Below are 16,711 nucleotides of genomic sequence, written 5' to 3'. Positions count from 1 at the left end.
GTTATTTCGCCTTTTTCTGCAGTTCAGTAAGCTGTTTCTGCGCTTCATCCAGCTCCGTCTGCAGCTTTGTATTGGCATCGGTCAGCGTGGTAACTTTTCCGTTTGCTTCATCCAGCTCCGTCTGCAGCTTGGCTACCGCTTCGGAATCAGGAGTTGCCACCTCCAGCACCTGATCGCTGACAGGTATGGCTTTACCAACCAGCCACAGCGGCAGCGTTTCACCTTTATAGACTTCGCCCTTTTTCAGTTCGTGACTGTCATGGGTGAGCAGCCATTTTTGTTCTTTACCAGCCATACGGCCTCCGTAAAAAAGATGGGGCCGCAGCCCCGTGAATCATGCCTTGGTCAGTTGGACATAACCCGCCTGGCCGTTTGCGTCGCGCTTGAACTGCGGCGCCGCAGCAGCCAGTACAGAGAAGACATAATCGTCTTCCGGGCTCAGTCGCGCTTTGGGGCGCATGGTTACCGGCATGCCGTTGAGGATCTGCACGACGTCAGGGCGCTTAACAACGCCCAGCAACTCATCGGTCGGAACCTTGGAGGCCGGAACCAGCGACGCAACACCAGGAATTTCCATGATGCGAGCCAGAATGGTTTTCGGATAGTTCGCCGCGTAATCGTTAACGGATGCGTAGAACCAGTCTTTGTAGTTCAGGTAGATGGTCACCGGCGCATAGAAGTTTTCGGCATGCAGCAAGTTGATCAGGTTGGAAATAGCTGCAACCCACTGAGCGCCCGTCGCGCCGTTAAGGGTCAGGCCGTGCGTGCCGGTGCCACGGTTTGGCGCAGTACGCAGACCGTAGATGGTGGCGCCACCGACGCTGATGTTTGGATCACCGTTCAGCACCATGTCTTCCAGCTTTTCGGCAACTTTGCGCTGATGGTTAGAAATGGCATCGCTGTCCAGAGAGTAGCCCTCAGTCTGCGCCGCCAGCATCTGGCGCCAGCCAAACGAAAGCTCGCTATCGATGATTGGCAGTGGCGTACCTTCATAATCCATGACAGGCTGATCGGTTTTCGCTTTGCTGCGACCATCCAGGCTGATATTGACGTCGCCAGAATCGGACAACGTCATGAAGTAATGGACAATCTTACCGAGTGCCATCGGGCGCGATACGCTGGCCGCCAGGTCGTTAAACACCGCCAGCACATCGCGCTGAACGGTAATCGCCGAGCGGTCCCATTCGCCCCATACGTCTTTCGGCAGTACGGATGCGTTACCAACCAGTTCGTCGAAGGCGATGAACTGGCCGCTTGCATCGTTAACCGCAAATCCGTGCTGTGCAGCCATATTGCGCTGCATCATGTCCCAGCGGCGGCGGGCGTTAAGAATCAGCGCCTGCTGTTGTTTGGTGAACTTTAACATTCGTGTTTTCCTTATGCCTTGGCGTACTGAGTGGAGAGGATCACCACGTCGGCAAAACCTTCCGCCGCCAGAGTGCGCCCTGCTTTTTCGTCGAACGTTGCGACGACCTGATTGCCGGTAGCGGCTGCTTTGAACACGCCACCCGCGCCGATGGTCAACTCCTGGCCTACGGTGTAGGCTGCGGCCGCCAGACGGACGTTGTATTCCTGCTCGCCTTCTACACGGTACGCCACGCCGGTTTCATTGGCCGCGTATGCGGTGGTGATTGCCTGGCCGATGAAACGACGGTTGCCAAGGATGAGCCAGCGGCCGGTAGTATCAGCGGCTGCTGCGAGCTTTCCTGATGCAACCTTCACTGCCACGCCTGGGTTAAGCGCCGAAGCAACCGGCAGGTTGATGGTTTCCGGCTCGCGCTCGACCGGGCCGCGATAGATGACGTTAGCCATTATTTAGTCCCCTCTTCCATACCTGCGTTAAGGTCGTAGTCTTTCCACTGGTCGTTTTCAGAATTGACCAGCTGGAATGATGGGTTCAGCGGAGTGCTGGTCTGGCACTGTGAGTACATGTCGTTCAGCGCTTCGCCTGAAAGGGAGTTGATCGCTGCTTCGGTCATGAACGAGAATTTCGCCTTAACAGCGTCACGTTTGGTTTTCAGGTCGCTCTCAGCGTTCGCCTGCAGTTGGGTTTCCAGCTTGCCCAGCTTTTCATTCAGCGGGGTTAGCGCCGCATTAACAGCCGCAGTGATCACATCAGAGTTAATCTGAGCCTGGTCCGGGTCGCCGCCGCCATTTTTCTTCTGCATCTGCTGGTTGTAGGCATCCCAGACCTGATCGTCGGTCAGCCCCTCGGTTTTAACGCCTGCGGCATTGAGCGCGGCGATCATCTTCTCTTTCATCGGGTTTGTTTCTCCGTTGGTTTTGACTTCGTACTCAGTTGGTTTGCGCACGACTTCTACTGGATCACCGACGAGTTCAGCCTTGCCATCGTCGTCAATGAGGTACTTTTGCTGGAGGTATTTGCCGTTTTCCTCGTAAATGAAGCGATCAGGCCAGACGGCTTCCGGCCAGAAGTAATATGTTTCAGGCTTACCCTCGCTCATCTTGTTTCGCAGCGCCGCGCAGATTTCATCGAATGAGTAATTCGAGGCGTTGCTCAAATAAAACTTGGTTTTGTTCCACCAGCCGTCTTTCATGCTGTTGGCGGCATCGATGAGGCTCGTCGTTTCAACATCGGCCTGCTGCCCGTCAGCGTTGACGAACATGCCGACACCTTCATCAGGCGTCCCGGCACCAGGCTCATCGAGCAGGATTGCGATGTGGTCGAACTGCATGTTGTGAGCAACCCAGGAGTATTTCTTCTGCTTCGACTCCCCGGCCTTTTGCTCTTTGTTCAGCAGCAGACCTGTAGAAACATGAATCGGGTCGGCGTTATTGCCGGAAATCATGTCGTCCAGGCGCTGAATAAGGCGCTTACCGTCAGGCTTGGTATCTGCCACGGCCTTATTGACGTAAACGTCCATCACGACCTTGTCATTGGCCTTGCTGACGTTCTGAGCCCATGCCCCGGCGTAGTAATCGTTGACCGCCTGCGGGTCGTTGGCGCTCACGTATTTGCCGTTCACCATCGGGTGGCCGATCGGCATTAACTTGCGCTCCATCGTCTGGTAGCTGTTGTTAATCTCCTCCGCCGGGTACAGGCCACCATTCATGACGATATCATCGACGATCGGGACCGCACCACGAATGACGTAGTGCTCCTGGCCGTTGATGGTGGTCGTTGAGATGTTGGAGGCGTTGATGGCGAGGGATTTAACGTGGATGCTGGATAGCTTCACGTTGCGTCCTCTGATTTTCAGGCTGCTTTAGCCCATTGTTTACGTTCGGCTGTCAGCTTATCAGCCAGCCCTTCGTTGAAGATGCTGCCGTCGTCGTTGAGCAGCACCGGGATCTGGCCGCAATAGCAGTGGTATTTATTACCATCTACTGCATACCAGTCGCGCACCTCTTGCACGGTTCTGACCTTTCCATGCCAGAATGCGTGCGTTGTCCTGGTGGTAGGCTTCAGCGCAGAAAGATGGAGAAGACCAGTATTCAGCCCGAGCCTCTCGGAAGCCCAGTCCGTCTCATTCCATTGAGCTTCACGCAGCGCGCCGACCTGCTCAGTCTGAGCGATGGTCTTCGCCTTCGACATCGACACATCGAGGCGCTTACTGATTACGCTGGCCGTCTCGCGAGGATTCACGCCGCGCGCTACCGCGTCAGTGATGATGTTGGTAAGGTCTCCGCGGGCTGTATCGCTGATGACCTTCCAGTCACTGAACGCTGTTAGCCTGGCTGCCGCCACCTGATTAAGGTGACCGGGACTGCTTAAGAGCTGCTGTAGCGTCGTCTGGCTGGCGTACACCTGCGACTGCTGCGAGAGGTTGTTGAATGCCTCCAGCGTGCCGCGCTGAGCTTCTGCGACGACGTAATCCATCGCCCACAGGTTTTGCTCGCCACCCTCCAGCAGATGGTCATCGAGAATGGCCTGCACTGCCTCCAGCAGGTCAGCCAGTTCCTGCGCCGACATGTCGTAGATGAACTTGCCGGCGTTGACATGGTAGAGCCGCATGTCCGCGCCATTGTCGTGGCAGAGGAAGTGCCAGTTATGGCTGTTTACCTCTCGCTCTCGCCCGATCAGGCGCTGGTCAAGCAGGGATTTCAGCGCCAACTTTATCGCGTAATACCGATCCTCAATGTCGCGTTCCATCTTGCTGACGGACTTGCGCGACATTGTGGGGTCAACTTTCGACCGTGGTATCACCGGACTTTTCGGCTTCTGACTGAGGGTCGGCCAGAGGATCAGGTTTTGGTTTGTTGCCATCAGGCGGAACCTCATCATCAAGCTCAGGCAGTGGCTGCAGTTCGCCAGCAGCGCGGATTTCGTTCTCTTCGATAGCCGAGCGTCCAAACGCGTTTGTCGACTTAACGGCCACGTCCGCGAGTTTGTCCATGTTGGCAATCTTCTCTGCCTGGCTCGGCGCCAGCAGATCAGACCAACCTACAGTGATTTCTTCATTCTGAGCCAGTGGAATGATGCCAAGCGTCCAGAATCGCGAAACTACATCGGTGATTACGTCGGTCAGGAAGCCTTTCCGGCGGCTCATCCTGGTGCGCCCCCAACCTTTGGCGTCCTCAGTGCTGGCGCGCTCACCCGTCTGCATCCCAACGAGCTCTTTCACAGGGATAGGAACGGTCGCGCAGAACTCGCTCAGCGCTGTACGCCAGGTCGGCTCTGGGTCAGCTGCTGCCACACTCAACACCTCGGCAGTACCAGCCTGCATAAAACTGGCGCTGTCGGTGCTGTCGTTAAGGCGACGGACCTGCTGATCAAGTGCTTCAGCAAGCTGCCCTTCCGCCACGCCTAGCGCTTTCGCCAGTGCGGAGAAGTTAGTCTTCTCACTGAACGAGTAGTTAAGCTGGCGACTGGCGTTCTTCAGGAATCCCTCAGACGCACCACCGCTCACTTTCTCGATGTCCAGCAGCTTGTTGAATCCAGCCTCAAGCAGCGATTTGCCCGACGTCATCACGCCATCATCAGAGCCCTCGGCCAGGATGATTACGCGATCATGGTGGACGTTGATGATTCGCCCCGGGCGGGCGTCAAAGTTTCCGTCAACCGGCAATTCGGTGAACGAGTACATCGTCACTTCACCGAACGTTTCACTGTCCGGATTATCGTCCCAGGTCACAGGGTCAATTTGCGCTTCCCATGCCGGGATTAATTTAACGAGTGCCTTTTCCTGAAGTCGTCCAACGACTTCCTTATCTACTTTCTCGGACCATGGCTGGCTGTCCTTAATCTGAAGCAGGATCGCAGAGTAACGCCCAACCAAGTTACGACGGTCTGCGCCTTTAATCTGCTCCCAGCAGCGCTTCAGTAGCTTGTTGACGCGCTTATCCCACGCCGTTTGCTTCGATGCGTCCTTTGTCTGGTCGCCTTCGTAGACATCAGGGTAGTCTTCCCAGCACCCGTCTAGCATGCGCGTCACAGCGGCACCAGCCACCGCATTACGCCGGTACGCCCGGTAGAAGTCATCAAACGTGAGGTGCAGCGGGTAGCCGAATTCCTGATAGAGCCGCTGGCGTTTGGTATTACTGGTGCCGTTAAACAGCATTGAGAGGTTTTTATTCCGCTCCCTCTCAACACTGGAGTTACTGGCGCGCTGTTGTTTCATTTCGCTTTCGGTCACGATGTCCTCCGTCAGCGCGATCGCACCAACATGCCAATGGATTGTGGTTCTGATAGTTCGGTTAATGCATAAACCGCAGCATCAAGGCGGTCAGGTGATTTTTTCGCAGTGGATGGCACGTATTCCATGAACTGATTTTCGACCTCGTAGAGACTGCCGCGGTGAGCGACGCGCCCCTGTGCGTAAAGCGCGGAAATGGGCTCTGCACGTGCGTATTTACCCTTACTGGCGTGCACGCGGATGATGCGGCCGCCGAACCCGGCATTGCGCAGCGTATCTTCCGCCATATCGCCGCCCTGGTTGGTTTCGATGACGATCGCATCAGCTTCGTGCTGCTCGTAGGCCTCAATGGCTTTGGTAGCCCAGCCGTTAGGCGAATACTTTCCGCTGTAATCCGCATCTAGGCTGTACTGTCTTTCATCGCCGGAACCATAAACACTGGCGACGGCAATCCCTGATTCGTCACTCTCTTCGCTGTTGGTGGCCTGCGGGTCGATTGCCACTACCGTACGGGACAACTCCAGTGTGATCCGCATCGCATGTGCGGCGCTGATCATCTCCTCATTCCACAGTGCTCCCTCCGCATTGAAGCGTTTAGGGTTCTGCATATACTGAGCTTCGGCGGTGCGCCGGTGAGAGAACAGCGATACGCGGTGCGATTCGTTATGCTTAAACGGCCATAGCCAGCCATCAGCCAAGCCGTGGTCAATCGGGATAGCGTGGGTGTTTTCCGGGTAAGTTTCTTCGTAACTGCGGCTGCTATCGATAATCACCGGCAGATTCAGGTGATGCCATTTCTCACCACTCCCGCCACGCAGCAGATAGCCGCTCAGGTCGTGGTAGTGGATCCGCTGCATGATGACAATCATCGGCGTCGTCTCGATCGCCAATCGTGATTTGATTGTCTCGTTAAAGCGGTTGTTGACCCCGTCGCGGACGATCTCAGAGTAAGCGTCGTCCGGCTTAACCGGGTCATCGATAATCAGCGCACCTTGCCAGCCAGGTTCCATGTGCCCGGCACGAAAGCCGGTAACCTGCCCGGCAGCTGACGACGCATAAACGCCGCCACCGTGCTCTGTCCACCACATCGCCTTGCTGTCAGCGTCATCGCGCAGCGCCATCGGCCACATGGACTGGTATGCCTGCGACTTAATCATGCCGCGCGCGGTTGAGGAGTTCAGCAGCGCCAGGTTGTGCGAATAGGACAGGTGCATGAAGCGGGCCCGGCAGTTCAGCGCCAGTCCGCGACCCATCATGTTGATGGTAGCCAGCTCTGTTTTCGTGTACCCCGGCGGGACGTTGATGATCAGACGCTGAATCTCACCATCAATGACGCGGTCCAGTGTTTGCTGTATCACCTTGTGGTGAGGCGCGACAATCATCTTTCCGCCGGTGCGCTGCTTGAAGAAGTAGCGAGCGTAATAGAGCCCGTCCTCTTCGCATTCAACCTTACGGGCAAATGCCCTTTGCTCAGCAGTCGTCATCCTCCATCATCTCCTGCCGTGCGGATTTGTATTCCTCTTTGCTCATGGTGATCGTCTGGATGGCACCACCATTCGGGCCGGAATGTTCATACTTGTGCTTATTGGTGTAGGCATCGCCGCATTCCTTCGCCGCCTGCTCGATAATCTCTGCAGTAAGCGCGAGGTTCTTCATGCCCTCCGCACGCGTTGCCATACGGTCGAGCACTCGAAGGCGGTACGCCTTGTTGGCGATCGGAATATCGGAGATTTCATTCTGGAAGCGTTCGCGGGTGACATTGAACATGTCCACCCATTTCTGCGCCAGCCCCCTGCCGTTTGCTTTCGTCGGGTCGTGGGATTCGACCTGTTGACGAGTGATGCTCAGGCCAAATTCTTTTTTGACCAGCTCAACCACCTGGGATGGGGTATCGAAGCAGGCAAGGGACTGAACGATGAAGGCTTTGACCCCACCTTTCAGTGTCGCCATAGATTACCTGCCTGTCATAATCAGTCATATTGTTAGGCCAGCTTTAGCATGCATGTTCCGCATGACCTGGCTATATCGATGTGAGCCACCTCTGCTGGCGCATTGGCCGCATCAACGAGCTCCTGTACTTCTTTGCTGGCGCCGTATCGACGCACGACACCTGTGAATTCTTCGACGTCGTGGCCACGCAGTGTAAGCACTGGCTGCCCCGTCTCTTTGTTGAACTTCGGCGCGCCGAAATCATCGGTGGCCTGGGCGATGTGGTAAAGCTCATGCTCTACCAGAGCGCAGAACTCGAGGTCACTGCATTGCGAGCAGTAGTCGGCCGCCAGCGTGATGATGAACTTCGGTATGCGCCCGAACCATTCATGCATCTGCTGTTCCATTCTGGCTTTCTGCCAACCACCGGCGCGCATCATCACCTCTTCACACTGGCCGAGAACGGCGCGCCCCTTTTTCTCGAATGCGTTCGATGCCCACAAAAACGCAATGTCAGCTTCCGCCAGATGCACGTGATCGGGGTTATGCAAATAACCGGCATCGCTGATGATGTTGTCGCTTATCCAGTCGTGAATATCGTTTGCCGGGGTTAAACGCGTGTACGGATACGGGTCTGCTGGTGTGATGAATGACTGCGGTGCGCGCGGTCTTTTTGTTGCTGAGTCACTCATAACAGAATTTTCCGCTACCTCGTTAAATGCACCGCCGGGAATATACGAAATACCCGATCGCGAAAACCTATATAAAACTCTGTCAATGGCGCTTTGTTAGCACCATTTGCAGAATTTTATAAAATCAACAAAGTGGCGGTGGTGGCATCGGTGGTGGAGATGGCCTTCTCACCACATCACCTGGCTTGTACGGCGGCGCCGTCGGCTGCTTTCGACCCATCGCTAATACCTTTTCTTGCATGCTCCACATCACGAATCGCCGCCAGTTGCCCATTTGCACGCTCAATTGCGGCCAGTAGCGGGTCAAGCCAATAAACGGCCTGAGCGTATGTCAGTCGGCAGCCGGCGGCAGCGGTGGTAACACCGGCTGTGTTAGCGTCTCCGGGAGCAGCTGGCACTGCTGCGGTACGTAGACTGTGCGCGTAGTCGAGCAGCCGGCCAGCAACATCATCAGGAACACACTGGCGCCCAGGCGCATCGGTTTTGATAATCGTGCGGTAGACAATTTGCCGCTCCTCTGATTTTGCCGTGATTGCCATGGCCTGCCGGCTGGCATGGCCTGCGATTTGGTTGAACTTTTGAAACTGGAGCGACTGCTGAGAAATAACGGACTGCTGAGCGTTGACCTCAGATTGCAGCTTGTCGGCGCGCTCAGATTGCAGTCTGTATTGGCCGTGATAGTACGCCGCCATCGCCGCCACGCCGGCCAGCATCAAAAGCAGCACATCGGCGATAACTGATTTCGACCAGTTCATGACAAAAACATCTCGCGTTCGGCGGCGCGGCGCGCCACCAATCCCGGCAGGATTTGGCTTCCGGCTTTGTTCCATTTCAGGAGTTCGTCAGCCGCACCAGCAGTATCGCCGGCATTCAGTTTTTTCAGCAACGTCGATGTAGACAGGGAACGAATGCCGAGGTTGTATGCAAAGCTAACCAGCGCATCAAACTGGTTCTGCGTCAGCCTGACTTTCGCCAGTTGATTTACAGCCTGTTCGTACTGAACAACGCCGCAGCGCAATAACCGTTCTGCGGTAGCCTGGTCAATCTGCATGCCGGCGCGGACCGGTTTACCGTCAACGGGCTGAGTCCAGCCATATGCAATGGTCCACACGCCAACGGAGTCCTGATATGCGGACAGCCGGCACCCCTCGGATTTCTTAATCAACGCAATGCCGTTATTGCTGATTTGCATCCTCAACCCCCGCGCGTTTGTTGATGATCTTTTTGATGAGGGCGCCAATTGAATCGGTGCCGATATAGCCGATAAACACGCTCGCGATGTATGCCAGATTCGTGCTCAGCCCAACAAAATCCAAAAGGTCGCGGATGAACCAGGCGATCATTGCGCACATAAGTGCATCAATGAGCGTGCGGAGAAATTTACCGCCGTTATAACGCCCCCTGAGATAGGCCATGACGAACGCCAAAACCGCGCCCGCGCCTTGCTCTTTTGCAGCCAGCAGTGCAGCCAGCAAATCCTGTTTGTATGGCATTCTCATAGCCTCTACCTCCCGCGCGGGGAACGGTGCTGTAGAAATAAAAAAGCCCCGGCGAATGCCGAGGCTGTGAATTCTTGCCACTTCTCGCAGCGGCCGAGGTCTATCCGTTTTGCTGTCACATAATTCAGATCCCCCAGAAACGCAAAAACCCGCGCAAGGCGGGCTTCTTCTCTGCTCATTGCCGCCACTTAAAGTTTTGGCAGAATATCAAAGTGAACTTAAATATGGCCTATTTAGTTCGGTTTTGCAATACATGATTTGCAATTTGTCGATTTTTGCTGTGATCGTGTTTTTGAAACCGATATCAACGCAGCGCGATCAATTTCAGTAAAAATCCGGGTCATAGATAGCCAGTGCGGCTGATACGTTTCTGACCATGTTGACTTGCTTACGCCCGCCAGAGCCGCTAAATCGGCGTGCTGATAAACGTCGTCATTGCGCCCTGCCAACTGAAATTTTACGTCCTGCGCCGCCAGCCAGATCAGTGCCCGCAACCGCTCACGCGTTTTCTTCGCAATGCGTCGCCCTTTAATGCCTTCGCTGAATTCCACCCAGCCAAATCTGACAATAATGGCCTGGAGTTGAAAATCGGTATCGCCTGCATAGTTCCAGCGCAACCATGCACCCTGATGCTCATCAATCACACCGATAGCGCGGCGCCACGACGCTGTTGCATACTCGACTGGGATTACCAGCGGGATAGAGCTCCCTTTTGCGCGTGACTGCTTGCCGGGTATCGGTGGGTTTTTCAGCATGACTTTCTTTTCGGTTTCCGGATCGATGACGAACTGGCGTTTACGTGGGTATCTGTCGTTCGTGTACTGCAACTGTTCTGCCAGCGCCACCAGTTGGCCTTTTGTCCTGCCACTAAAATCAGCGGTAGCCAGCATGATTTCTTCACGAACGTACTGCAAAAATTGATTATTCACGCGCCAGCCCTCACCAGTGTTTTTTGATAATTGCGCAGAATCCGGTAATCAATGACGACCGAGCCGGCGTAGCGGTATATGCGCAGGCGGCACCAGCGGAGGCGCAAGATATCGGTGATGTGGTTGGTATGATTCATGCGTCCTCGCATATAATGATCTGCCCTATTTCACCCCATATTTTTGAAACCCGGCCATCCCAGATGCGGCTATCGTCATCAAAAATCGCATCCAGCAGGGCTTTCTCCAGGTTGTCTTTGTCGGGTTTCTGCTGGTGGGGTTTGCCGTTGAACTCCGCACGCTTCTTTTTGCTCCAGCTTGCTGGCATCGGTATGACGAACGTGACGTGCCAGCCGCCGTCCGGCAGTGTGATTTTGTTCAGCCTGACCTCGTCGCAAAACGCCCGGTACCGAAGTACTGGTGGCCGCTTTTGCCATTTGTCGCGCTGGGTCATGCGCGGCTTGCCTATCGGCGTAATGTTGTAGGTTTTCACTTCGGCACCACCAGACCCTGGCGGGCGATCTGAATAATAGTCAAGACGATGGCGCGATCCATTTGCTGTCGTCGCTCTTCACGCGTCAGGTTTTTCCCGTTGTCTATCTCGGTGTGGCATCCCGTGCAGATGGCGGCAGTTGCGCAATCGTCGGCCTTAATGCCCATGCCCTTACCTTCATTTCTATGTGCGACTTGGGTTCCCCAAGCACCGCACAGAACGCACTGCTGAATGCTACCGACGGCGGCCAGCCACTTTTTACTGCGATAGATGGTTTTCATGCTGCATACTCCAGCAGCTGCGCGGCCGCGTTTTCTGCTGACTGCAGGGTGGGGAATGATCGGCGCAGGATGAAATTCCAGAGCACGTCTAGCGTGGCCCGGTACAGATCGTTAAATTCCAGGTCATCCATTTTTGCAAATGAGACTGAGCGCGCCTCTTTCTGAATGCTGCCGTCTGGCATGATGTAGGCGTCGTAATGTCCGGCCTCGACTGTTACCCAGCGGCGGAATGCGTCAAATGATTTTGTGGCGGAGATATTGGCGGCGCGCTGGCGGCCCGTGGTTTCGATATACTCGTCAGCGACAGCGCTTATTGCATCTTCTGCGCCAGCGTAGCTGGCGAGATAACGCACGAATCCACGAACGAAATCGCGCTCGGATTGAGATATGGCCCCGCCTACCGGTTCCCAGTAATCAAAACCAAGACCCAGTAGGGAGAAATATTTTCGGTGAAATGCGGGGTTGCGGGCCTTTTTAAACTCGCAACAAATTACTGCGCCGACAGAGAGCCGGTTCAGATAGTCGCGGGTGTCAGGTGTGGACGGAACCAGTATCCCGCCCGGAGATTTTACTAATGATAACTGCGCCATCTTATCCTCTCGATAGCGCAGTAATTTGGGTTGCCGGGTGTTCAATCCGGCACATTAATTATACGGCTTGTTCCCAGAGTTTACAATTACACATCCAGCAAGTTTTGCAATGTCGAGTAGCGCCGCAAGGCTCGCCACATGTTCATTATCATCAACTATTCTAACGCTAACTATCTTTCCCTGTTCTATCGTTATTAGCGCTCTGCCGTCTGGGAGCCCCTCAGCTACAGACTCGATGTCAGACACTAAACCCCCACTCACGACCCACATTATTTATACTGTATATAAAAACAGTACCACTTGGAATACTTGAACCAAACTTAACAACTTCTATCATATCCGTATAATTACTTATGTTATTATACAAAATTGCATAAAAACATTTATGTTTTTTATTAATTCTGTTGATAATGAGTTTTTGCAATAAAAAAGGAGCGTTTAAGCTCCTTTTTCTCTTTACCTGTGGATTTACACGGTTAGCTTGATGTCGTGCCATCCTAGTGTAACCCAGCACGCCAGATCGCCTTGTAGGCAGCAGTTGGCAACCGGCAGCGGGTCGCAGCCCGCTCACGTGTATCATTCATGCTGCCATCTCCCCAATGCAGTATTCCGGCAAATTTGCATACACCAGTGCCCTGGCGACGGGCGGGCATACGACATTGCCGCAGTGTGCTACCTGGTCCGCTTTCGATATGACGTTACCATCTGCGTCTCTGTCGATGATGTAGTCCGGCGGAAACCCGTTAGCGGTGTACAACTCGCGGGGTTCCAGCATGCGCATGCAGATGTCGACAATGACGCATTCTCCGACAGACAGATACTGCTGACGTGGTGCTGGAAACAAATCTGAGTCGTCATTGGTATCGCTGAATTTATCGAACAGCCTGGCGCACCACCATGCACCGTATCGCTGATCATCAGTTAATGGCTCGGGCTCACATTGAACCGACGTCAAACCAAACCGGTCCCGTGTCGGGATGGTGTGCATCGGATCATCAACGGCGACCCCGTCCCTCTCGTTTCCATAGTATTTGGTCAGAAAGGCGCGCACCTCACCAACGTGGTTTCCGCCGGCCGTTACTGTCGGCATTGGCTCATCGATGGCCTGCCCGTCACGGCATGTCCCCCTCAGTTTCACCAGGTGTGAAGTCATTAGGGCGTGGTGATCGGTGGTGGTGATCGTGTGTAGCGGCTCATCCACCTCAACTCCGGCGCCCGAATAATTGCCGCCGTAGTGCTTGATCAGGTTTGCCGAAACCAGCGCGGTATGTGATTCGGTGGTCAGCGTGATTGCCGGAGAGTTGATATCTCGCGGCTTGCCAGAGTATGCCGGGCCGCCAGCACCCACAAGAACAGCAGATGCCACCTGCGTTTTACCGCCACCACCCGGCATGATTGTACCGACGGGGTGATCTGGGCGCTGGGCGTTGCTGTTACCGAACTGGCGGACAACCACCGGCGCGCCCACGGAAAACCCATGTGTTTTCGTGATTGTCTGCAGTGGCCGGCGCATCGATCGGCCCCTAAAACAGTCGTATTTTGTTTTTGTGCTGGTGTGATTTGCTTTGACGACAAACGGCTCAATCAGGCAATGCTCGGCCTTGCTTGTGATCGTTGTTAACGGCTGATCGCAGGAATATTGCATGCCGTTTCCGCCGAACCCCGTTTGCCCAATCCGCACGATATACGGGGTAGGGTTGTCGATAACAAATCGCTGCAGCCCGCGGACAATGCGCCGCAATGTATTGTCAGCCAGGTCTTTCTTTCGGCCAAAAATGCTTCTCGTTGGAATGCTCCAGTCTATGCATTCCGCCGCGGTGCGCCACGGTTTGAGCAACCCATTAATCACTGACGCTGTCACCGGGTCGCCGTGCGTCGGCTCCGGCCACTGAACCGGCTTACCGTCGCGGCGAGCGACAACAAAAAGGCGTTTTCTGATTGTCGGCGTGTCGTGATCAGATGCGCGTAGCTCTTTGTGAGCTACGTTGTACCCCAACCCGGCGATCAGTCTCTTCACCTCATCGCCGTCACGCGGGATTTTCAGAAATTCACACGCCTCATCAATCGCCGGGTGGTCGCGAGGGACGCCGGTGCTGAGCATCCCGATGAATCCTTGAAATGTCTCGCCGGCGCGCGCTGGGTCTGGGTATAAATGCCCCTTTCTGTCAGCGACCAGTGGCCCCCAGCCCCGGAATTCCTCCACATTCTCCATCATCAGCACGCGCGGGCGCACGGCCAGCGCCCAGCGCAGAACTACCCAGGCCAATCCCCGAATCTCTTTTTTGACAGGCGTGCCGCCCTTTGCTTTTGAGAAGTGGCGGCAATCCGGGGAAAACCACCCCAAAAGCACAGGCAGGCCGCCGGTGGAAACAATCGGGTCAACGCTGAAAATATCTTCAGGATAATGCAGCGTACGCGGGTGATTCATCGCGTGCATAGCCATTGCGACCGGGTTGTGATTCATCGCTATGTGCGGCTCGAATCCCAGCGCCTGCTTAATGCCCTCACAACTACCGCCACCGCCAGCAAACCCAACGACGACCAGCCCGTTATCTGCATCCGGGCGAGCACCCTCTATCTGCTGACGGCGCGCCAGCATGTGGGCCGTGCGCTGAATGTCGGCGGGGTTTTCGCGACGCAAAAACATTGCATTCATGTGAGATAGGAGCGCCTCGCGGCGCTCATTGTTCATTGGGTGTGCGGGGATCACTGATGATGCGCACTGCAAAACCTCGGTGGGCCAAATACTCATGCCTTATCCCCTTCAATCTGGGGAATTGGCCGAACCCACCAACAAACAGGGCCATCGTCCGTTTCGTGAATAGACACGATGAACCATCCATCACCTTCCGGCGGTGCTGGGTTCCAGTCGCTGATATTCGTGTCGCCATTCTCAAAATAGCGGTAGGCCACCCCTTCGCTTTCGGTCGAGTAATTGCATTCCAGTTCGATATATGTGCATTCGAGGTTTTTTGACGCCAGCAGTGCGTTCAGTTCGTCTCGCGGCATACCCTCACGTTCGCCGAAAAGCGCACTCCACGCAGGGTGCGACCAGTAGCCGCTTTCGTCACGCTCCACTGGTATTTCGACCAATTCGATCGGGTGCTCGGAATGGTCAGCGCCAGCCTCCTTAATGTGCAGACGCGGCTCGCCATCTTTTGGCTCGGGCCACTGACGCGCCATATTCACCTTCAGCTTTTCTTCCATCGCTGCTGTGATTTCACCATCGCAGATACCGGCACGGCGCTGGGCATCCCAGAGCAGGAACTGCATATCAGCCCACTCGCTGAGGTCTTCAGGCTCCGCCGCTGCTTCCAGTGCTTCTTTGCTGAGATGTCTTAGCGGGCCAACAGGACCAACATCACCGAACGTAGCCTGTGACCACGCCGCATGGCGCTGACGGATGAGATTGCGCAACTGCAAGGATGAACCAGTTTCTTCCGGCACCTCTGGTGATGGTGTTGGCTTTCTGATGAAAATCTGACCGCGTGGGCCGCTGGCAAGCTCGCTATCCGTTATGATCGGCTCTTGCTGCGCATGACGCAGCGCATCCCAATCTGCGATAGTCAGAATTGTCGCATCGATTGCGCCGTTCCACGACTCGGCCACATCGTCGGTAACGCGCCCATGAGCGAGCGTTTTACATGTCCAGCCATTGGGTTCGGCGCGCGTGTATTTCAGCCCTTCCAGCTGAGCGGTGATTTTTTCTGTCGATGCCGGATTGCGTAATGAGTGATTTTCTTCACCCAGTTCTTTCGCTGTACGCCGGGCGCGATTCATCGCCTCAGTAAGTTCCCGCATATCGGATTTCAAGCGTTCAATTTCATTACCCTGCCGCTCAATTTCACCCGCAGCGTAATTCAGTACCCGGCGTTCATCGGTTGATGCCGCCTTGACTGCTGCGGATCTAATGGCGTCGGTCAGCGCCTCTTTCGTCAGTTCTGTCATTTGGTTTTGCCTTATTTCTTGAGATATTCCCGCCAGTAATTTAGGCGGCGTTTAAAGTGTTCCTGATGCTGTTCCGCCGTGCGGCTTATCTCCGCTTCGACCAGATGGCGGTCGGTCTTGCCGTCAATCAGAGCGTGAATAAGCTGGTTGGCCCGCAGGTCCAGCCACTCCATTTCTCTGTATTCTTGAGGCCAGAGCCCGCGATTGTGCGGCAGTCCGCTGGGTAGGTAGTCGGACTGCCGCGTCATTTTCCACTGCCACGTTTTGAACGTTCGAGATATGCCGGGTCGACGCTATTCAGCCGATACTCGGTTACGCTGATATCCCGACTCTCGATGTCGACGCTGGGGCTCTTCATCATTGAGCTGATGCGGACGGCCAGCGCACGAGGGCTGATAGTGTGCTGCGGATATTCGTTTTTGATGATGCTCATAATTGATTGGCTGCTGAGCCAGCGACCAGTCATGACGGCAATTAGGGACTCCAGCGGCAGCGTATTGGCGTAGCGGTACTGCGTTGATTCGGCCTGGCGGCGCGCCGGCTTCCTTGCGGCCAGCTCGCGCGGCTTGACGACGGGGATCGGTTGTGGACGTGGAATGTATACCGATCGGCTGACGGCGCGGGCCCGCTGATTCATTTCCCAGAGAAAGACGACGGTATGGTCGCAGCCGTCATCTATCATGCCGGCGTGTTTTGCGAATACAACATCAGTTTGAGTAGTCATGGTTTTGCCTCTTTTTTTGTTTGGCGCTGGTC

At 55.1% G+C, this 16,711-nt stretch carries 22 protein-coding genes and 1 pseudogene; all 23 read right to left on the bottom strand.

What is annotated here, in order from left to right; all coding sequences use genetic code 11:
- Nucleotide 1: 1 nt before the first annotated feature.
- On the bottom strand, nucleotides 2-295 hold the full coding sequence (locus DDA898_RS08665; RefSeq protein ID WP_038910934.1) for a hypothetical protein: 294 nt from the start codon (nucleotides 293-295) through the stop codon (nucleotides 2-4).
- A 39-nt stretch (nucleotides 296-334) separates the two neighbouring features.
- Nucleotides 335-1,366, bottom strand: a complete 1,032-nt coding sequence (locus DDA898_RS08660) for a major capsid protein (protein ID WP_038910933.1) — start codon at nucleotides 1,364-1,366, stop codon at nucleotides 335-337.
- Nucleotides 1,367-1,377: 11 nt separating this feature from the next.
- Nucleotides 1,378-1,812, bottom strand: coding sequence for a hypothetical protein (locus tag DDA898_RS08655; protein ID WP_038910932.1), 435 nt, complete (start codon nucleotides 1,810-1,812; stop codon nucleotides 1,378-1,380).
- Nucleotides 1,812-3,200, bottom strand: coding sequence for a phage protein (locus tag DDA898_RS08650; protein WP_038910931.1), 1,389 nt, complete (start codon nucleotides 3,198-3,200; stop codon nucleotides 1,812-1,814). The genes DDA898_RS08655 and DDA898_RS08650 overlap by 1 nt, the downstream gene beginning before the upstream one ends.
- 17 nt (nucleotides 3,201-3,217) lie before the next feature.
- Complete coding sequence (locus tag DDA898_RS08645; RefSeq protein WP_107768457.1) at nucleotides 3,218-4,210, bottom strand: phage minor head protein; 993 nt, start codon at nucleotides 4,208-4,210, stop codon at nucleotides 3,218-3,220.
- Nucleotides 4,146-5,597, bottom strand: a complete 1,452-nt coding sequence (locus DDA898_RS08640; RefSeq protein ID WP_038910930.1) for an anti-CBASS protein Acb1 family protein — start codon at nucleotides 5,595-5,597, stop codon at nucleotides 4,146-4,148. The genes DDA898_RS08645 and DDA898_RS08640 overlap by 65 nt, the downstream gene beginning before the upstream one ends.
- A gap of 11 nt (nucleotides 5,598-5,608) precedes the next feature.
- Entirely contained in the window at nucleotides 5,609-7,081 is a 1,473-nt protein-coding gene (locus tag DDA898_RS08635; protein WP_038910929.1) for a phage terminase large subunit family protein, read from the bottom strand.
- Entirely contained in the window at nucleotides 7,068-7,547 is a 480-nt protein-coding gene (locus DDA898_RS08630; RefSeq protein ID WP_038910928.1) for a DUF2280 domain-containing protein, read from the bottom strand. Before DDA898_RS08630 ends, DDA898_RS08635 begins: the two co-directional genes overlap by 14 nt.
- Nucleotides 7,548-7,579: 32 nt before the next feature.
- Nucleotides 7,580-8,218 (bottom strand): putative metallopeptidase, encoded by a 639-nt coding sequence (locus tag DDA898_RS08625; RefSeq protein ID WP_038910927.1) that lies wholly within the window; start codon nucleotides 8,216-8,218, stop codon nucleotides 7,580-7,582.
- Nucleotides 8,219-8,394: 176 nt separating this feature from the next.
- Nucleotides 8,395-8,973 (bottom strand): hypothetical protein, encoded by a 579-nt coding sequence (locus DDA898_RS08620; protein ID WP_050570238.1) that lies wholly within the window; start codon nucleotides 8,971-8,973, stop codon nucleotides 8,395-8,397.
- Complete coding sequence (locus DDA898_RS08615) at nucleotides 8,970-9,410, bottom strand: lysozyme (RefSeq protein WP_038910926.1); 441 nt, start codon at nucleotides 9,408-9,410, stop codon at nucleotides 8,970-8,972. The genes DDA898_RS08620 and DDA898_RS08615 overlap by 4 nt, the downstream gene beginning before the upstream one ends.
- Nucleotides 9,394-9,717 carry a phage holin, lambda family gene (locus DDA898_RS08610; protein WP_038910925.1) on the bottom strand — a complete coding sequence of 108 codons (324 nt, stop codon included), beginning with the start codon at nucleotides 9,715-9,717 and terminating at the stop codon, nucleotides 9,394-9,396. The genes DDA898_RS08615 and DDA898_RS08610 overlap by 17 nt, the downstream gene beginning before the upstream one ends.
- 233 nt (nucleotides 9,718-9,950) lie before the next feature.
- Nucleotides 9,951-10,646 (bottom strand): bacteriophage antitermination protein Q, encoded by a 696-nt coding sequence (locus DDA898_RS08605; RefSeq protein ID WP_038910924.1) that lies wholly within the window; start codon nucleotides 10,644-10,646, stop codon nucleotides 9,951-9,953.
- On the bottom strand, nucleotides 10,643-10,783 hold the full coding sequence (locus DDA898_RS23155) for a YlcG family protein (protein ID WP_107768263.1): 141 nt from the start codon (nucleotides 10,781-10,783) through the stop codon (nucleotides 10,643-10,645). The genes DDA898_RS08605 and DDA898_RS23155 overlap by 4 nt, the downstream gene beginning before the upstream one ends.
- Nucleotides 10,780-11,136, bottom strand: coding sequence for a RusA family crossover junction endodeoxyribonuclease (locus DDA898_RS08600; RefSeq protein ID WP_038910923.1), 357 nt, complete (start codon nucleotides 11,134-11,136; stop codon nucleotides 10,780-10,782). Before DDA898_RS08600 ends, DDA898_RS23155 begins: the two co-directional genes overlap by 4 nt.
- The gene (locus DDA898_RS08595; RefSeq protein ID WP_038910922.1) at nucleotides 11,133-11,417 is read right to left on the bottom strand and encodes a DUF1364 family protein; all 285 of its coding nucleotides are present in this window, start codon (nucleotides 11,415-11,417) and stop codon (nucleotides 11,133-11,135) included. Before DDA898_RS08595 ends, DDA898_RS08600 begins: the two co-directional genes overlap by 4 nt.
- Nucleotides 11,414-12,007 carry a DUF1367 family protein gene (locus DDA898_RS08590; RefSeq protein ID WP_038910921.1) on the bottom strand — a complete coding sequence of 198 codons (594 nt, stop codon included), beginning with the start codon at nucleotides 12,005-12,007 and terminating at the stop codon, nucleotides 11,414-11,416. Before DDA898_RS08590 ends, DDA898_RS08595 begins: the two co-directional genes overlap by 4 nt.
- A gap of 54 nt (nucleotides 12,008-12,061) precedes the next feature.
- Nucleotides 12,062-12,253 carry a hypothetical protein gene (locus tag DDA898_RS22205; protein ID WP_236616720.1) on the bottom strand — a complete coding sequence of 64 codons (192 nt, stop codon included), beginning with the start codon at nucleotides 12,251-12,253 and terminating at the stop codon, nucleotides 12,062-12,064.
- Nucleotides 12,246-12,503: a hypothetical protein gene (locus tag DDA898_RS23390; protein ID WP_162471546.1), complete on the bottom strand. Its 258-nt coding sequence runs from the start codon at nucleotides 12,501-12,503 to the stop codon at nucleotides 12,246-12,248. Before DDA898_RS23390 ends, DDA898_RS22205 begins: the two co-directional genes overlap by 8 nt.
- An 84-nt stretch (nucleotides 12,504-12,587) precedes the next feature.
- Nucleotides 12,588-14,759, bottom strand: a complete 2,172-nt coding sequence (locus tag DDA898_RS08585; RefSeq protein WP_038910920.1) for a DNA cytosine methyltransferase — start codon at nucleotides 14,757-14,759, stop codon at nucleotides 12,588-12,590.
- A 368-nt stretch (nucleotides 14,760-15,127) separates the two neighbouring features.
- Nucleotides 15,128-15,421: pseudogene (locus DDA898_RS23500) on the bottom strand (dATP/dGTP pyrophosphohydrolase domain-containing protein); the annotation flags it as partial.
- A 545-nt stretch (nucleotides 15,422-15,966) separates the two neighbouring features.
- On the bottom strand, nucleotides 15,967-16,128 hold the full coding sequence (locus DDA898_RS08575; RefSeq protein WP_321163832.1) for a hypothetical protein: 162 nt from the start codon (nucleotides 16,126-16,128) through the stop codon (nucleotides 15,967-15,969).
- A 71-nt stretch (nucleotides 16,129-16,199) separates the two neighbouring features.
- Nucleotides 16,200-16,679, bottom strand: coding sequence for a hypothetical protein (locus tag DDA898_RS08570; RefSeq protein WP_038910918.1), 480 nt, complete (start codon nucleotides 16,677-16,679; stop codon nucleotides 16,200-16,202).
- Nucleotides 16,680-16,711: the final 32 nt, after the last annotated feature.

The sequence above is a fragment of the Dickeya dadantii NCPPB 898 genome (assembly GCF_000406145.1).
Lineage (GTDB): Bacteria > Pseudomonadota > Gammaproteobacteria > Enterobacterales > Enterobacteriaceae > Dickeya > Dickeya dadantii.
The sequence above is the reverse complement of the archived record's forward strand: the minus strand, read 5'-3'. Positions and strand labels throughout refer to the sequence as shown.

Coding starts and splice junctions, on each gene's coding strand:
- DDA898_RS23390 (WP_162471546.1), bottom strand. CDS start 12,503: ATGGCACGACATCAAGCTAACCGTGTAAATCCACAGGTAAAGAGAAAA.
- DDA898_RS08660 (WP_038910933.1), bottom strand. CDS start 1,366: ATGTTAAAGTTCACCAAACAACAGCAGGCGCTGATTCTTAACGCCCGC.
- DDA898_RS08630 (WP_038910928.1), bottom strand. CDS start 7,547: ATGGCGACACTGAAAGGTGGGGTCAAAGCCTTCATCGTTCAGTCCCTT.
- DDA898_RS08595 (WP_038910922.1), bottom strand. CDS start 11,417: ATGAAAACCATCTATCGCAGTAAAAAGTGGCTGGCCGCCGTCGGTAGC.
- DDA898_RS23155 (WP_107768263.1), bottom strand. CDS start 10,783: ATGAATCATACCAACCACATCACCGATATCTTGCGCCTCCGCTGGTGC.
- DDA898_RS08625 (WP_038910927.1), bottom strand. CDS start 8,218: ATGAGTGACTCAGCAACAAAAAGACCGCGCGCACCGCAGTCATTCATC.
- DDA898_RS08590 (WP_038910921.1), bottom strand. CDS start 12,007: ATGGCGCAGTTATCATTAGTAAAATCTCCGGGCGGGATACTGGTTCCG.
- DDA898_RS08575 (WP_321163832.1), bottom strand. CDS start 16,128: ATGGAGTGGCTGGACCTGCGGGCCAACCAGCTTATTCACGCTCTGATT.
- DDA898_RS08620 (WP_050570238.1), bottom strand. CDS start 8,973: ATGAACTGGTCGAAATCAGTTATCGCCGATGTGCTGCTTTTGATGCTG.
- DDA898_RS08635 (WP_038910929.1), bottom strand. CDS start 7,081: ATGACGACTGCTGAGCAAAGGGCATTTGCCCGTAAGGTTGAATGCGAA.
- DDA898_RS08585 (WP_038910920.1), bottom strand. CDS start 14,759: ATGAGTATTTGGCCCACCGAGGTTTTGCAGTGCGCATCATCAGTGATC.
- DDA898_RS08615 (WP_038910926.1), bottom strand. CDS start 9,410: ATGCAAATCAGCAATAACGGCATTGCGTTGATTAAGAAATCCGAGGGG.
- DDA898_RS08610 (WP_038910925.1), bottom strand. CDS start 9,717: ATGAGAATGCCATACAAACAGGATTTGCTGGCTGCACTGCTGGCTGCA.
- DDA898_RS08570 (WP_038910918.1), bottom strand. CDS start 16,679: ATGACTACTCAAACTGATGTTGTATTCGCAAAACACGCCGGCATGATA.
- DDA898_RS08655 (WP_038910932.1), bottom strand. CDS start 1,812: ATGGCTAACGTCATCTATCGCGGCCCGGTCGAGCGCGAGCCGGAAACC.
- DDA898_RS08665 (WP_038910934.1), bottom strand. CDS start 295: ATGGCTGGTAAAGAACAAAAATGGCTGCTCACCCATGACAGTCACGAA.